The following is a 13,219-nucleotide window of genomic DNA, read 5'->3' on the forward strand; positions in this document are numbered from 1 at the left end:
GGTGCAGCCTTGCCAGCGCGCCGCTACAATGCCCAGGCCCTCAACGCATGGCGTAATCCCTCCTGCCGGTGCTGATCCTTCGCGGTGGTGCGCGGTCTTCTGCCGCGGCATGCCTGCGTACCTTTGCCGGGCTTATGCTTTGCTTTACTGCCCCCTTTTTCAAGCTTGCTCCCCCCTGAGTACTGGCCCGCTTGCCGTGCCTCGCACCTTTCTGCCGGAAGGGTGCGGCTTTTCTTTTGCCTTTACTCAGCTTCCGCATGTTTGCCCTTCAACCCTACCTCGCGCAGTACAAACTCAACGTCAAGAACGAAGTATTGGCCGGCCTGACCACTGCTTTGGCGCTGGTGCCGGAGGTGGTGGCCTTTGCCCTGCTGGCTCACATCAGCCCGCTGGTGGGCATTGGCTCGGCCTTCGTCATCTGCCTTATCACCAGCATCTTCGGCGGGCGCCCGGGCATGATTTCCGGCGCGGCCGGTTCGGTAGCCGTCGTTATCGTGAGTCTGGTGGTGCAGCATGGGCCGGAATACCTGTTTGCCGCCGTGCTGCTGATGGGCCTGATTCAGATAGTCATCGGGCTGCTGCGCTTCGGCAAGTTTATCCGGCTGGTGCCGCAGCCGGTGGTTTACGGCTTCGTCAACGGCCTGGCCCTCATCATCTTCATGGCCCAGCTGGAGCAGTTTAAGGTGCACGACGCGGCCGGCGCGGAGCATTGGCTCACGGGCGCCCCGCTCGGGCTGATGCTGTGCTTGGTGGCCCTGACCATGGCCATCGTGTACCTGCTGCCCAAGCTCACCAAGGCCGTGCCGGCGTCGCTGGTGGCCATCATCGTTACCTCCGCGCTGGTCATTCTGGGCGGGCTCGAAACGAAGGCCGTGGGCGACATTGCCTCCATCAAAGGCGGCCTGCCGCAGTGGCACCTGCCACAGGTGTCCTTGACGTGGGGCACGCTGGCGCTGGTGTTTCCCTACGCCCTCATCATGGCCCTGGTGGGCCTCACCGAAAGCCTGCTCACCCTTACGGTGGTGGATGAAATGACCGGTACCCGCGGCCGCGGCAACCAGGATTGCGTGGCGCAAGGCCTGGCCAACGTGGCCTCGGGCCTGACGGGCGGCATGGGCGGCTGCGCCATGATTGGGCAGACGATGGTCAACCTGGAGTCGCGGGGGCGCGGGCGCTTGTCGGGCGTGGTGGCCGCGGCGGCCCTGGCCCTGTTCGTGGTGGCGGGTTCCTCCCTCATCGAGCGGCTGCCGCTGGCGGCGCTGGTGGGCGTGATGTTTATGGTCGTCATCGGCACCTTTGAGTGGGCCAGCCTGCGCATCCTGCGCCGCATGCCGCTCACCGACGTGCTGGTGATGGTGCTGGTGACTTTGGTCACGGCCGTGTCGCAGAACCTGGCGCTGGCCGTGCTGCTGGGCGTGGTGGTGTCGGCCCTGGCCTTTGCCTGGGAAAACGCCAAGCGCATCCGGGCCCGCAAGTACGTGGACGTGGCCGGCGTCAAGCACTACGAAATCTACGGGCCGCTCTTCTTCGGCTCGGCGCAGGCCTTCGGTGAGAAGTTCGACGTAGCCGCCGACCCGGCCGAGGTCATCGTTGACTTCCGCGAAAGCCGCGTGGCCGATATGTCGGGCCTCGACGCGCTGCACAAGCTCACGGAGCGTTACCAGCGCCTGGGCAAAACCCTGCGCCTGCGCCACCTCAGCCCCGATTGCCGCCAATTGCTGCGCAACGCCGGCGCGCTGGTCGAAGTGAACATCGTGGACGACCCCGAGTACCGCGTAGCCACCGACGACGCGGGTCAGCTTAATTGAAGCACAAGGAAAGCCGCTGAAACCAGCTCCTCTCCTCCGCTGAGGATGTCTGACAGTTCCAGAACGTCCTGCTGAGCCCAAAACGACTTTTCAGACACAGCCTAATTCCAGCTTTTCAACCACCCCTAGCCCCTCCTCAGCTGAGGAGGGGAACTAGCTTCTAGCTCTAGCCTTCCGCTTAATCAACTCTCCGGCCTCCCCCTTTACGCTGCACTTAGCGCGGCTGGGCGGCGCAGCAGCTGACGCATGAGCACCAGATATAGGCCGCCTGACAGCAGAAAGCCCACAAACCAGGCGTAGCTGTATACGCCGGCCAGCCAGGGCCACACCGAGCCGGCCGGGACGGCCCCCACGGCTTGCAGAAAGCCGGGCACGTTGGGCAGAATGCCGATAATCAGCGCCCACATGGCCCGCGGGTTGATGCCGTTGCGGTAAGCGTAGCGACCTTCGTAGCGGTAGAGGTCGGGTAGGTCGAGCTGCTGGCGACGCAGCAGGTAATAGTCGGCTATCATGATGCCGCCGATGGGCCCGAGCAAGGCCGAATAACCTACCAGCCACGTAAAAATGTAGCCCGAAGGATCGGCAATGAGCTTCCAGGGGAAGATCAGCAGGCCAATGACGCCGGTGATGTAGCCGCCGGTAGTGAAGCTGATTTTGCGAGGCGCGAGGTTGGCAAAGTCGTTGGCCGGGCTCACGATGTTGGCCGCAATGTTGGTGGCCAGCGTGCTCAGGGCCACGGCCAGCATGGCCACGCTCACCAGCACCTTGCTTTCGAAGCGCCCGGCCAGCACCACCGGGTCCCAGATGGTTTGGCCGTAGATGACGAAGGTGGCCGAAGTGACGACCACGCCCACAAAGGAGAACATCGTCATGGACGCGGGCAGGCCCAGGGCCTGGCCCAGCACTTGCGCCCGTTGGCTCACGGCGTAGCGGGTAAAGTCGGGGATGTTTAGCGAGAGCGTGGCCCAGAAGCCCACCATGCCCGTCAGGGCCGGGAAGAAGTACGCCCAGAACTCGGCCGACGAAGCAAATTTGGCCGGCTGCGCCAGAATCGGCCCCAGCCCGTGCCCGGCCGAAATGGCCCAGGCCAGCAAGGCCAGCGCCGCCACGGGCAGAAAAAACGCCTTGAACACCAGTAGCTTCTTGATGCTGTCGACGCCGAGGTACACCACGTACATATTCAGCGCCCAGAACAGCAGGAATACCAGCGCCGGCCCCGTAGCCAGCCCCCACGCGGCCGGAAACACCGGCGGCAACGTGCCCAGGGCCGGCACCCAGAGCACCGCCATCTGGTAGAGGGCGTAGCCGCCGATCCACGTCTGAATGCCAAACCAGCCGCAGGCAATGACGGCGCGCAGCAGCGCGGGCACATTGGCCCCGCGCACCCCAAAACTGGCGCGCGCAAACACCGGAAACGGAATGCCATACTTGGCGCCGGCGTGCCCGTTGAGCAGCATCGGCACCAGCACCACCGTGTTGCCGAGGAAGATGGTGAGCAGAGCCTGCCACCAGTTCATACCGCCTTCGATAAGTGAGGAGGCCAGCATGTAAGTGGGAATGCACAGGCTCATGCTCACCCACAGCGCGGCGTAATTCGCCGTGCTCCAGGTGCGGCCCGCGGCCGGAATGGGCGCCAGATCGTCGCTGATCAGCCCGCTGCTCACCGGCTCGGCCGTGGTGGGTTGGGTAATAGTCGGATTCATGCGGGTGCGCTGCCAAGGGGTTTCACCTTAAATAAAGCACTTTCCGCATGTATTTAACAGCCAGCGGGTTCTTTGTTTCAGGGCCGCCTAATCCACTTTGTCTTGTGTTACGTAATTATTCCGTGGCCTGTGTGCTTTGCGCAGCTCCTTGGCTTGATAAGCAGGCACCGGCCACAACGACCTTTTTGCGCCGCGATTTTTTCACCCGCTGCCGTCGAATTACCGACGAGCTATATATTAGGGGTCATGTCTACGTCTTCCACCCGCCGCCAACGCCCGCGGCGCATGTACACCGCCAAGTACCGCGCCCGCCCCAACACCAACCGCCTCTTGTGGGCGGTGGTAGCCCTGCTGGCGGTGGGGTTTGCCGTGCTGATTGGGCGCTGGGGCTGGTAGCGCAGCCGCCCAGGATGTGCATAAACAAACGGCCCGCCTGGTCGTCTACCAAGCGGGCCGTTAAAAGGAGAGCTGCTGCCACATACAGTACCACACCTGACACTGTACGAGTTGCCGCATCTTGGCAGCAGCTTCAGTAGTCTTTAACGGGGCCGGAGCTGGGCAGGTGACGCGAAAACTACGGCTTTTGCCCTGCGCGATGCGCGGATTTTGCCCTCGGTATTTATACTCAACAGCTACGCGGTTCGCGTTTACGCTGCCGAAGCAGACCTGCCGATTAGCGCCGGGCAGCAGTTTACCCTAAATCAGGATATTCACCCGCTTGTCCCTGCACCTGCCTGGGCCCAACACCGCGTGTACCCGGGCAGCTAGAGTGGGCGATACGCCGTACTCCGGCTACGAGCTGTCGTTCCACGTGAATTACCTGCCTGAGCAGTGGGGCCCACTGAATTAGCAGCCGGCTGATCTTAATAAATTTCCTGCTCCAGTTCGGCCTCGGTAAAGGGCTGCGCGGGGAGTTGCCCGTCGAACAGGTCTCTGGCAAACTCATTGGCCCGGCGCAGCGCCTGGTCGTAGTCGGCCTGCCCTGCGCCAACAGTCCGCGCCAGCACATTGGTCCATACGGCGAAGGTGCGCACGGCGTCGCTGCCATTCCCAGCCAGCTCCAGTAAGTAGTGCGGGTCTTGAATAGGCTCAAGGAAAGTATTGTGAATGAAGCACCGGGCCAGGTGTAGGAAATGGCTGTACACATCCGCCGGGGGCGCAGGTGGCAGCAGTGCCAGCAGTTCCGCCTCGCGTTGCGGGTCGTAACGCCGGTACCGCGCCAGCAAGTACTCCGTAGCGAGTGTGTCGGGCTGAGGAAGGTGGCGCCGCAGGCCTTCGGCAAACAAGGCAAAGACGTGGTCCAGGTGCTCCCGTTCACGCAGCAACTGCTCCACGTAGGGCGGCTCGGCGTCGATGAGGTTCCGGTGCACCGTGCCCTTGCAGAGGTAGTACACGAAGAACTGAATCTGCTCAGCCAGCTCAGGTGAGAAGCTCATCCGGCCACGTTCGTAACCTGCCCGGCCTGGGAGCCTTGCCGAAAGCGCGCCAGGTAGGGCGCCGTGCGGCTCCCCTTGGCCTTGGCCACTTCGGCTGGCGGTCCTTGGGCCACTACCTGCCCGCCTTCGTCGCCGGCACCGGGGCCCATGTCGATAACCCAGTCCGAACTGGCTACCACGCGCATGTCGTGCTCCACCAGCACTACCGTGTTGCCGGCCTCCACCAGCGCTGCCAGCTGCGCGAGCAGCTTTTCCACGTCGGCGGGGTGCAGGCCGGTGGTGGGCTCATCGAGCACGTAGAGCGTGTTGCCGCGGCCCAGGCGCTGTAGCTCGGTGGCCAGCTTGATGCGTTGCGCCTCCCCGCCCGACAACTCCGTAGCTGGCTGACCCAGGCGCAGGTAGCCCAGGCCCACTTCGCGCAGCACGGTGAGGGCGCGGTGCACCGTGGGGTCGTCGGCAAAGAATTCCCAGGCGGCATCCACGGTGAGGCCCAGGACCTCGGCAATGTTCTTGTCGCGGTAGCGGATTTCGAGCGTCTTGGCATTGTAGCGGGCGCCGTGGCACACCGGGCAGGGCGCGTACACGCTCGGCAGGAACAGCAGCTCCACCATCACAAAACCCTCACCCTGGCAGTTTTCGCAGCGGCCCTTGGCCACGTTGAAGGAGAAGCGGCCAGCATCGTAGCGGCGCTGCCGGGCCTGGGGCGTGGCCGCGAACAGCTTGCGCACGTGGTCGAACAAACCGGTGTAGGTGGCCATGTTGGAGCGCGGCGTGCGGCCGATGGGCTTCTGATCCACGCGCACCAGGCGCTTGATGCTTTCCAGCCCCGCCACGATGCGGCCGCCCGTGGGCAGCGGAACGCGGCGCGCCAACGGGTCGGCGTCGGTTTCTTCTTCGGGCTCCACTTCCTGGCCCAGGCACTCAGCCACCAGTTCCACCAGCACCTGGCTGACCAGGCTGGATTTGCCCGAGCCCGACACGCCCGTCACGGTGGTCATCACGCCCAGCGGGAAGGCCACGTCGAGGTTGCTGAGGTTGTTACGGGTCACGCCGGCCAGCCGTAGCCAGCCAGCCGGCGTGCGCGGTGCCGCCACAGCAGCCGCCTCCTGCCGAAACAGGTAACGGCGCGTTTGGGAATCCTCAACCTGCTCCAGGCCCGCGGGCGGACCGCTGTAGAGGATTTCGCCGCCCTTTTCGCCGGCGGCCGGACCCACGTCCACCAGCCAGTCGGCCTGGCGCACCACGTCGAGGTTGTGCTCCACCACGAAGAGCGAGTTGCCGGCTTGCCGTAGGCTTTTCAGGGCTTTCAGCAGGGCTTCGGTATCGGAAGGATGCAGGCCGGCCGAGGGCTCATCGAGCACGTACACTACGCCGAACAAATTGGAATACAACTGGGTAGCCAGGCGCAGGCGCTGTAGCTCGCCGGGCGAGAGCGTGGGCGTACTGCGCTCCAGGGCGAGGTAGCCCAGGCCCAGATCGAGGAGCACGGAGAGGCGGGCGCACAGGTCCTCGGCAATGCGCTGCGCTACAATGGCCTGCTCGGGGTGCTCGGCGTCGTGCTTGCGGCGCCCCTTGGCGGTGCCCTCAGCGAAGGGCCGCAGCAGGGCGGCCACGCGCTTGAGCGGCAGGGCGGCCATGTCGGCAATGTCGCGCCCGGCGAAGGTCACCGACAGCGACTCGGGCCGCAGGCGCTTGCCGTGGCAGGTGGGGCACTCGGTGCTGAGCATGTACTGCAGGGCGCGCTTTTTCATCAGCGGGCTCTGGGTGTTGGCGAAGGTGTGGAGCACGTGGCGCCGTACGCTGGTAAAGGTGCCCATGTAGTTGGGCGGCTCCTTGCGCTTGAGGGCACGCTGCGTTTCGGCGGGCGTGTAGCCGGGGTACACGGGCACCACCGGCTGCTCTTCGGTAAACAGAATCCAGTCGCGCTGCGCCTGCGGCAAGTCCTGCCACGGGATGTCCACGTCGTAGCCCAGCGTGACGAGGATGTCGCGCTGATTCTGCCCGCCCCAGGCCTGCGGCCACGCGGCAATGGCCCGCTCGCGGATGGTGAGCGTGGGGTCGGGCACCATGCTCTGCTCCGTCACTTCGTAGATGCGCCCCAGGCCGTGGCACTGCGGGCAGGCGCCCTCAGCGGTGTTGGAGGAAAAAGCTTCGGCGTAGATGATGCCCTGCCCCGCGGGGTAGTCGCCGGCGCGGGAGTAGAGCATGCGCAGCAGGTTCGACAAGGTAGTGACCGAGCCCACCGAGGAGCGCGTGGTGGGCGTGCCGCGCTGCTGCTGGAGGGCTACCGCGGGCGGTAGCCCGTCGATGCTGTCGACTTCGGGCACGGCCATCTGGTGAAACAAGCGCCGCGCGTACGGCGACACCGACTCCAGGTAGCGGCGCTGGGCCTCGGCGTAGAGCGTGCCGAAGGCCAGCGAGGATTTGCCCGAGCCCGACACGCCAGTAAACACCACCAAGGCGTCGCGCGGAATGTCCACGCTGACGTCTTTGAGGTTGTGCTCCCGGGCGCCGCGCACGCGCACGAAGCCATCATTGGAATTGGCAGCGGAAGAAGCAGGAAGAGCGGAGGAGTCGGACATAGCAGCGAGCAAGGAATTGCCCAGTATACGGCACCAAGCGCCCATGCATCCGAAATTCGGCTACCGCCAGCCTGGTTGGAGCACGCAGCACGCTTATTATCCGTCGTTTAGCTGGGTCACTCTAGCTCTGCGGCGGTAGAAGCTACCCGCAGCAGGCATTCCGAGTTGATGCAGTAGCGCAAACCTGCCGGCTCGGGCCCATCGGGAAACACGTGGCCGAGGTGACTGTCGCACACGTTGCAGCGCACCTCGATGCGCTGCATGTGGTGTGAGTCGTCGAAGGCGTATTTGACGATGTTCCTGGCGGCGGGCTGGGTGAAGCTGGGCCAGCCCGATATGGCGTGGTACTTGGTGCCAGCGTCGAACAACACGCTGCCGCAGCCCCGGCACCGGTACTGGCCCGGCTCATACACGCGGCAGTAGGCGTTGCGGTAAGGCGGCTCGGTGCCTTGCTCCCGCATCACGTGGTACTGGGCGGGCGTGAGCAGGGCCCGCCATTCGGCATCGGTTTTCTCCACCCGATGCGGCGGCTCGGGGTTGCTGTACTTGGCGAATTTCAGCACGTCGATCCAGCGAAGCATACGGCTGGTACGCGTAATCAGGCAAGTGGGCTGCGTTTCGCGGTTCGGCGTCACACGTCGTATCCGAAGAGCCGTTAAAGGCACTCTGAACGGTTGTGCTTTATCCGCCTCCTTCGGTTCGACTGCACGGACGACAGATAAAGCAGGATCGATCCAGCGTTTTCAGATACGGCCTGGCGGACCTGATGCCTCCTAAGTGAAGCCGGGGGCCGCTCCATGCGTCAGCAGCGCTAAATTACTAGCGCTTAAGAAGTGGCGGAAGCTACCTGCGCCAGCGCCTGCTCGATGTCGGCAAACAACGGGCGCGCCGCCACCTCGGGCTGCACGCAGCGCCGCTGCAAGGCCCACAGCCCCTCCCCTATGGCCTCGGCGCTGGCGGGAAGCTGGCAATGAGTAAGCAGTTCTTCCAGCAGGCAGCCGAAAGCCCGCACTTCCAACCGCTGCAGCGCGGTGGCCGCGGCCACGTCCGTGGGTTCGTAGAAGCTAGCCGCGCCAAAGTCGCCGAGCAGGCACTCCCCGGCTTCCGTGGTGAGAATATTGTGGGCGTACAGGTCGCCGTGCAGGATGCCCTGCGCGTGCAGGTGCGCTGCCACACCGGCTATGCCCCGAGCAATGCGCAACGCAGCTTCGACGCTGAAGCGCGTATCAGAAGCGTAAACGTCGCGGGTGCAGGTGGCGAAACTGGGCGGCCCGGCCAGGTTACGGAACGCCGGATCGATCAGCGCCAGCACCAGGCCTTCGGCGCCGTTGGGGTGCCCTTCGATTTTGCCCTCCACCCCGATCAGGTTGGGGTGCTGCCCGGCGCTGATGCAGGCGTCCATTTCGCTGCGAGGCAGCCCGTCGCTGGTCACCTGACCCTTGAACAGCTTCACGGCTATGGCGCGGGGCGGGGCATCGGCCGCCTGCCACTGGGCGCGGAAGATGACGCCCGAGGCGCCTTCCCCGAGTTGCTCCTCCAGGGTCAGCTCCGGCCAGTTAATAGCCTGGATGGGATGCCGGGCCACCACGGCCGCTTCGCTGCGGTCGGCGAAGGGGTTGCCGGCGTAGGCCAGCCACGCGAGGCGCGGCAGCTGCAGCAGCCAGGCGGGCAAGGCGGTGAAACGGTTGGCGGCCAGGCGCAGCAGCTCCAGCTGGGTGCAGGCCGCCATCGTTTCGGGTAGCTCCTGGAGCTGGTTGCCGGCCAGCATGAGCTTCTGCAGGTGCTGGCAGCGGCCGATTTCGGGCGGCAGGGCCTGCAGCGCGTTGTCGGTGAGGATGAGCCAGCGCAGCTGCGGCGGCAGCGCGGCCCCGGGCAAGGTATGGATGCGGTTGGCCTTGAAGCCCACCATGCTCAGCGCCGGGCACTGGCCCACGGACTCGGGCACGGCAGTAAACTGATTGTCGGAGCAGAACAGGATGCGCAGCTTGTGCAGGCGGCCCAGATCGGCGGGCAGCGTGCTCAGGGCGTTGCCGGACAGGTTGAGGACTTCGAGCGTATCGGCCAGCTCAAAGATTTCGCGGGGAAATTCGGTCAGACCTTCTGATAAGTTGAGGCGGGTAGCTCCGGCCAGCCGACCGGCGCGCAGTTGTTCGAGCGTGTGCATGGGGGCAAAGGTCGGTACTGCCGCGGCTACGGCCGCGGGCCCGGCGCGGCCGTGCAGTTACCCGGGTTGGGCTTCTGGTCAGTGGTCGAAGAAAATACCTCTGGCCGGGCGGTTTTGGCTATGAGCGGCGGCCTTCGCCAACGGGCCTGCTTGCTTTTTCGGCGGTGCCTCGGCAAAGCCTGTTATCTTGAGCACGCGCGCTCCTTGGCGCCGCTTTCTGCCAATGGCTTTCCGTTCTTCTTTTACTCGTCCGCAGGTGCTGGTCGGCACCCTGCTTTCCCTGGGTCTTTCCTTCGCCGTGCCGTACTCATCCAGCCTTGCCCAAACGGCGCCCGCGGCTTCGGCTGCGGCCGCCACCAATCCGCTGCTGGCGCCCTGGTCGGGCCCCTACGGCGGCATTCCGCCCTTCGACCGCGTGGCCGTCAGCCAGTTCAAGCCGGCGCTGGAAGCAGCCATGGCGCAAAACCTGGCCGAAATTCAGGCCATTGCCACCAACAAAGACGCGCCCACCTTCGACAACACCATTGCGGCCATGGAGCGCGCCGGCCGGCAGCTCGACGAGGTGCAGACGGTGTACGGCATCTGGAGCGGCAACATGAGCACCCCGGAGGTGCAGACGGTGCAGCGCGAAATGGCGCCGCGCCTGGCCGCCTTTGCCGATCAGATTACCCAGAACGAGGCGCTGTTCCGGCGCATCGAGGCGGTGTACAACTCACCCGACAAAAAGAAGCTCACGCCCGAGCAGCAACGCCTGACCTGGCTGTACTACAACAACTTCGTGCGCGCCGGCGCCCGCCTCGACGCCGCGGCCAAGAAGCGCCTGTCGGAAATCAACCAGCAGCTGGCGGGCCTGTTCACGCGCTTCAGCCAGAACGTGCTGGCCGACGAAACCGACTCGGTGCTGGTGCTGAAAGCGCCCGCCGACCTGGGCGGCCTGCCCGCCTCGCTGCGCGCCGATGCCGCCAACGCGGCCACCACGCGCAAGCTGGCGGGGGCCGGGGCCATTCTGAATACCCGCTCTTCCATCGAGCCCTTCCTCACCTACTCCGACCAGCGCAAGCTGCGCGAGAAGGCCTGGCGCATGTTCTACAACCGCGGCGACAACGGCGGCGCCCGCGACAACAACGCCATTATCACCGACATTCTGCAGCTGCGCGCCGAGCGGGCCAAGCTGCTGGGCTACCAGACCCACGCCCACTGGCGCCTCGACAACACCATGGCCAAAACGCCCGAAGCCGCCATGGCCCTGATGGAGGAAGTGTGGAAGCCCGCCGTGGCCCGCGCCAAGGAAGAAGTGGCCGACATGCAGGCCCTGGCCAACAAGGAAGGCGCTAACCTCACCATCGAGCCCTGGGACTACCGCTACTACGCCGAGAAGGTGCGCAAGGCCCGCTACGACCTCGACCAGAACGAGGTGAAGCAGTACCTGCAACTGGAAAAACTGCGCGAAGGCATGTTCTGGGTGGCGGGCGAGTTGTTCAACTTCGCGTTTACGCCCGTCACCAACGTGCCCGTGTACCACCCCGACGTGCGCGTGTGGGAGGTGAAGGACAAGACCTCGGGCAAGCACATCGGCCTGTGGTATTTCGATCCGTACGCGCGTCCCGGCAAGCGCTCCGGCGCCTGGATGAACGCCTACCGCAAGCAGGCCCGCCTCGACGGCGAGGTAACGACCATCGTGTCAAACAACTCCAACTTCGTAAAGGGCAAGGACGGCGAGCCGGTGCTCATTTCCTGGACCGACGCTACTACCCTCTTCCACGAGTTCGGCCACGCCCTGCACGGCTTGTCGTCGAACGTGACTTACCCCTCGCTCTCGGGCACTTCAGTGGTGCGCGACTACGTGGAATTCCCCTCCCAGCTGCTCGAAAACTGGCTGCCCACGCCGCAGGTGCTCCAGCGCTTTGCCCTGCACTACCAGACGGGTAAGCCCATTCCGCAGGCCCTGGTCGACCGCATCGAGAAGGCCTCCACGTTCAACCAGGGCTTCGAAACCACCGAGTTTCTGGGCAGCGCCCTCATCGACATGAAGCTGCACCTGGCCGGCAGCCAGAAGATTGACGCCGATAAATTTGAGCGCGAAACCCTGGCTCAGCTCGGCATGCCGCGCGAAATCGTGATGCGCCACCGCACGCCGCAGTTCTCGCACGTGTTTGCCAGCGACGGGTACTCGGCCGGTTACTACAGCTACCTGTGGTCGGTGGTGCTGGCCTCTGATGCCTACAGCGCCTTCACCGAAGCCGGCGGCGCCTACGACAAAGCCGTGGCCCGGCGCCTGACCCAGAACGTCTTCTCGGTGGGCAACACCATCGACCCGGCCGAGGGCTACCGCCGCTTCCGCGGCCGTGACCCGAAAATCGACGCGCTGATGCGTGAGCGAGGCTTTCCGGTGAAAAGCGCTAGTGCCCCAAAGTCGGCCGACAAGAAAGCGGCGCCCAAAAAAAAGAGCTAAGCCGGCAACGACTCCGGTTACACAAGCACCGCCTCCTCAACACCAGTTGGGGAGGCGGTGCTGCTTATACGGGTGTATTTGGCGAATACAGGGAATAAGTTGTACCTTATTCGTATTCAGCGCCCGTCCACCCCTCGGGGCTCTGCTCACCTTTTGCTGCCAAAAGCTATGCAGAACATCCTCGTTCCCACCGATTTCTCGCCCGAAGCCCACAACGCGTTTGAAGTAGCGCTGCAGGTGGCGCACCGCACGGGCGGGCACATTACGCTGCTGCACGTGGTGAGTGTGCCCGGTTCGTCCGGCGTGGTATCGACGGGCAGCGGCACCGCCGGAGGCGGCGGGCTGGCCGACGTATTCATGCTGAAGCTGCTGCAGGTCACCAAGCAACGCATGCTGGAGTGGATGGTGGAGGCCTACCGCGACATGCCCGACGTGCCGGTGGAGGATCTAGTGCAAACCGGCCCCGTCGACGAGGCCATTCTGGAGGTCATCCGCTCCCGCCACATCGATCTGCTGGTGGTGGGCTCGCACGAGCAGACGCCCGGCACGCACTTCTTCGCCGATTCCGGCGCCGAGCGGCTGGTGCGCCTCTCACCCTGCCCGGTGCTCACCGTGAAGCATCCCGCCCACGACTTCGAAGTGCGCCACCTGGTGTTTGCCTCCGACTTTACGGCCGAAGCCGACCGCGCCGTGCCCAGCCTGCAGCGCCTGCGCGCCGCCTTCCCCGATGCCCTGCTGCACCTGCTCGACGTGGAGCCGAGCGTGGACCGTCACCAAGCCGCCCTGGACCGCATCCACGACTTTGCCCGCCGGCACCAACTCGGCCCCTACGAGCCCGACGTGTTCGACGCGCCCAAGGTCAGTGCGGGCATTCCGCGCTTTGCCGAGCAGGCCCACGCCGATTTGGTGGTAATGCTCACCCACGGCCGCACCGGCTTGCGGCACTTCCTGCAGGGCAGCATCGCCGAAAACGTGGCCGTGCACGCCGCTGCCCCTGTGCTGACGCTGCACCCGCAGGACTACTGATACTTCCTAGAAACCGACGCGGCCCCGCTCACACCTTTGCAAGGTGTG

The 13,219-nt window shown here is 64.9% G+C and carries 9 protein-coding genes; 4 read left to right on the top strand and 5 right to left on the bottom strand.

The window, feature by feature from the left end:
• The first annotated feature begins 257 nt into the window (after positions 1–257).
• Positions 258–1,808: a SulP family inorganic anion transporter gene (locus B0919_RS21590; protein ID WP_078014380.1), complete on the top strand. Its 1,551-nt coding sequence runs from the start codon at positions 258–260 to the stop codon at positions 1,806–1,808.
• A 203-nt stretch (positions 1,809–2,011) separates the two neighbouring features.
• Here the strand turns inward: B0919_RS21590 and B0919_RS21595 are convergent, their stop codons facing one another.
• Positions 2,012–3,511 carry an NCS1 family nucleobase:cation symporter-1 gene (locus B0919_RS21595; RefSeq protein WP_078014381.1) on the bottom strand — a complete coding sequence of 500 codons (1,500 nt, stop codon included), beginning with the start codon at positions 3,509–3,511 and terminating at the stop codon, positions 2,012–2,014.
• 246 nt (positions 3,512–3,757) lie between these two features.
• Between B0919_RS21595 and B0919_RS25435 the strand changes: the two genes are divergently transcribed.
• The gene (locus B0919_RS25435; RefSeq protein WP_176133171.1) at positions 3,758–3,907 is read left to right on the top strand and encodes a hypothetical protein; all 150 of its coding nucleotides are present in this window, start codon (positions 3,758–3,760) and stop codon (positions 3,905–3,907) included.
• A gap of 467 nt (positions 3,908–4,374) precedes the next feature.
• Here B0919_RS25435 and B0919_RS21600 read toward each other — a convergent pair whose 3' ends face one another.
• From B0919_RS21600 to B0919_RS21615, 4 genes are all read right to left on the bottom strand, one after another.
• Positions 4,375–4,947, bottom strand: coding sequence for a hypothetical protein (locus B0919_RS21600; RefSeq protein ID WP_078014382.1), 573 nt, complete (start codon positions 4,945–4,947; stop codon positions 4,375–4,377).
• A complete protein-coding gene (gene uvrA, locus B0919_RS21605) occupies positions 4,944–7,529 on the bottom strand; it encodes an excinuclease ABC subunit UvrA (protein WP_078014383.1) in 2,586 nt (861 codons plus the stop codon). Before uvrA ends, B0919_RS21600 begins: the two co-directional genes overlap by 4 nt.
• 116 nt (positions 7,530–7,645) lie before the next feature.
• On the bottom strand, positions 7,646–8,110 hold the full coding sequence (gene msrB / locus B0919_RS21610; RefSeq protein ID WP_078014448.1) for a peptide-methionine (R)-S-oxide reductase MsrB: 465 nt from the start codon (positions 8,108–8,110) through the stop codon (positions 7,646–7,648).
• 245 nt (positions 8,111–8,355) lie between these two features.
• The gene (locus tag B0919_RS21615) at positions 8,356–9,693 is read right to left on the bottom strand and encodes a leucine-rich repeat-containing protein kinase family protein (RefSeq protein ID WP_078014384.1); all 1,338 of its coding nucleotides are present in this window, start codon (positions 9,691–9,693) and stop codon (positions 8,356–8,358) included.
• A gap of 223 nt (positions 9,694–9,916) precedes the next feature.
• On the opposite strand from B0919_RS21615, the gene B0919_RS21620 reads away from it, so the two are divergent.
• Complete coding sequence (locus B0919_RS21620) at positions 9,917–12,145, top strand: M3 family metallopeptidase (protein ID WP_078014385.1); 2,229 nt, start codon at positions 9,917–9,919, stop codon at positions 12,143–12,145.
• A gap of 168 nt (positions 12,146–12,313) precedes the next feature.
• Positions 12,314–13,171, top strand: coding sequence for a universal stress protein (locus B0919_RS21625; protein ID WP_078014386.1), 858 nt, complete (start codon positions 12,314–12,316; stop codon positions 13,169–13,171).
• Positions 13,172–13,219 lie beyond the last annotated feature (48 nt).

This window comes from Hymenobacter sp. CRA2 (assembly GCF_002007105.1).
In the GTDB taxonomy this organism is placed as follows: Bacteria; Bacteroidota; Bacteroidia; order Cytophagales; family Hymenobacteraceae; genus Solirubrum.

Bases quoted from the DNA above. Each gene is read 5' to 3' on its own strand.
- B0919_RS21590 (WP_078014380.1), top strand. From the start codon at position 258: ATGTTTGCCCTTCAACCCTACCTCGCGCAGTACAAACTCAACGTCAAG.
- B0919_RS21595 (WP_078014381.1), bottom strand. From the start codon at position 3,511: ATGAATCCGACTATTACCCAACCCACCACGGCCGAGCCGGTGAGCAGC.
- B0919_RS25435 (WP_176133171.1), top strand. From the start codon at position 3,758: ATGTCTACGTCTTCCACCCGCCGCCAACGCCCGCGGCGCATGTACACC.
- B0919_RS21600 (WP_078014382.1), bottom strand. From the start codon at position 4,947: ATGAGCTTCTCACCTGAGCTGGCTGAGCAGATTCAGTTCTTCGTGTAC.
- uvrA (WP_078014383.1), bottom strand. From the start codon at position 7,529: ATGTCCGACTCCTCCGCTCTTCCTGCTTCTTCCGCTGCCAATTCCAAT.
- msrB (WP_078014448.1), bottom strand. From the start codon at position 8,110: ATGCTTCGCTGGATCGACGTGCTGAAATTCGCCAAGTACAGCAACCCC.
- B0919_RS21615 (WP_078014384.1), bottom strand. From the start codon at position 9,693: ATGCACACGCTCGAACAACTGCGCGCCGGTCGGCTGGCCGGAGCTACC.
- B0919_RS21620 (WP_078014385.1), top strand. From the start codon at position 9,917: ATGGCTTTCCGTTCTTCTTTTACTCGTCCGCAGGTGCTGGTCGGCACC.
- B0919_RS21625 (WP_078014386.1), top strand. From the start codon at position 12,314: ATGCAGAACATCCTCGTTCCCACCGATTTCTCGCCCGAAGCCCACAAC.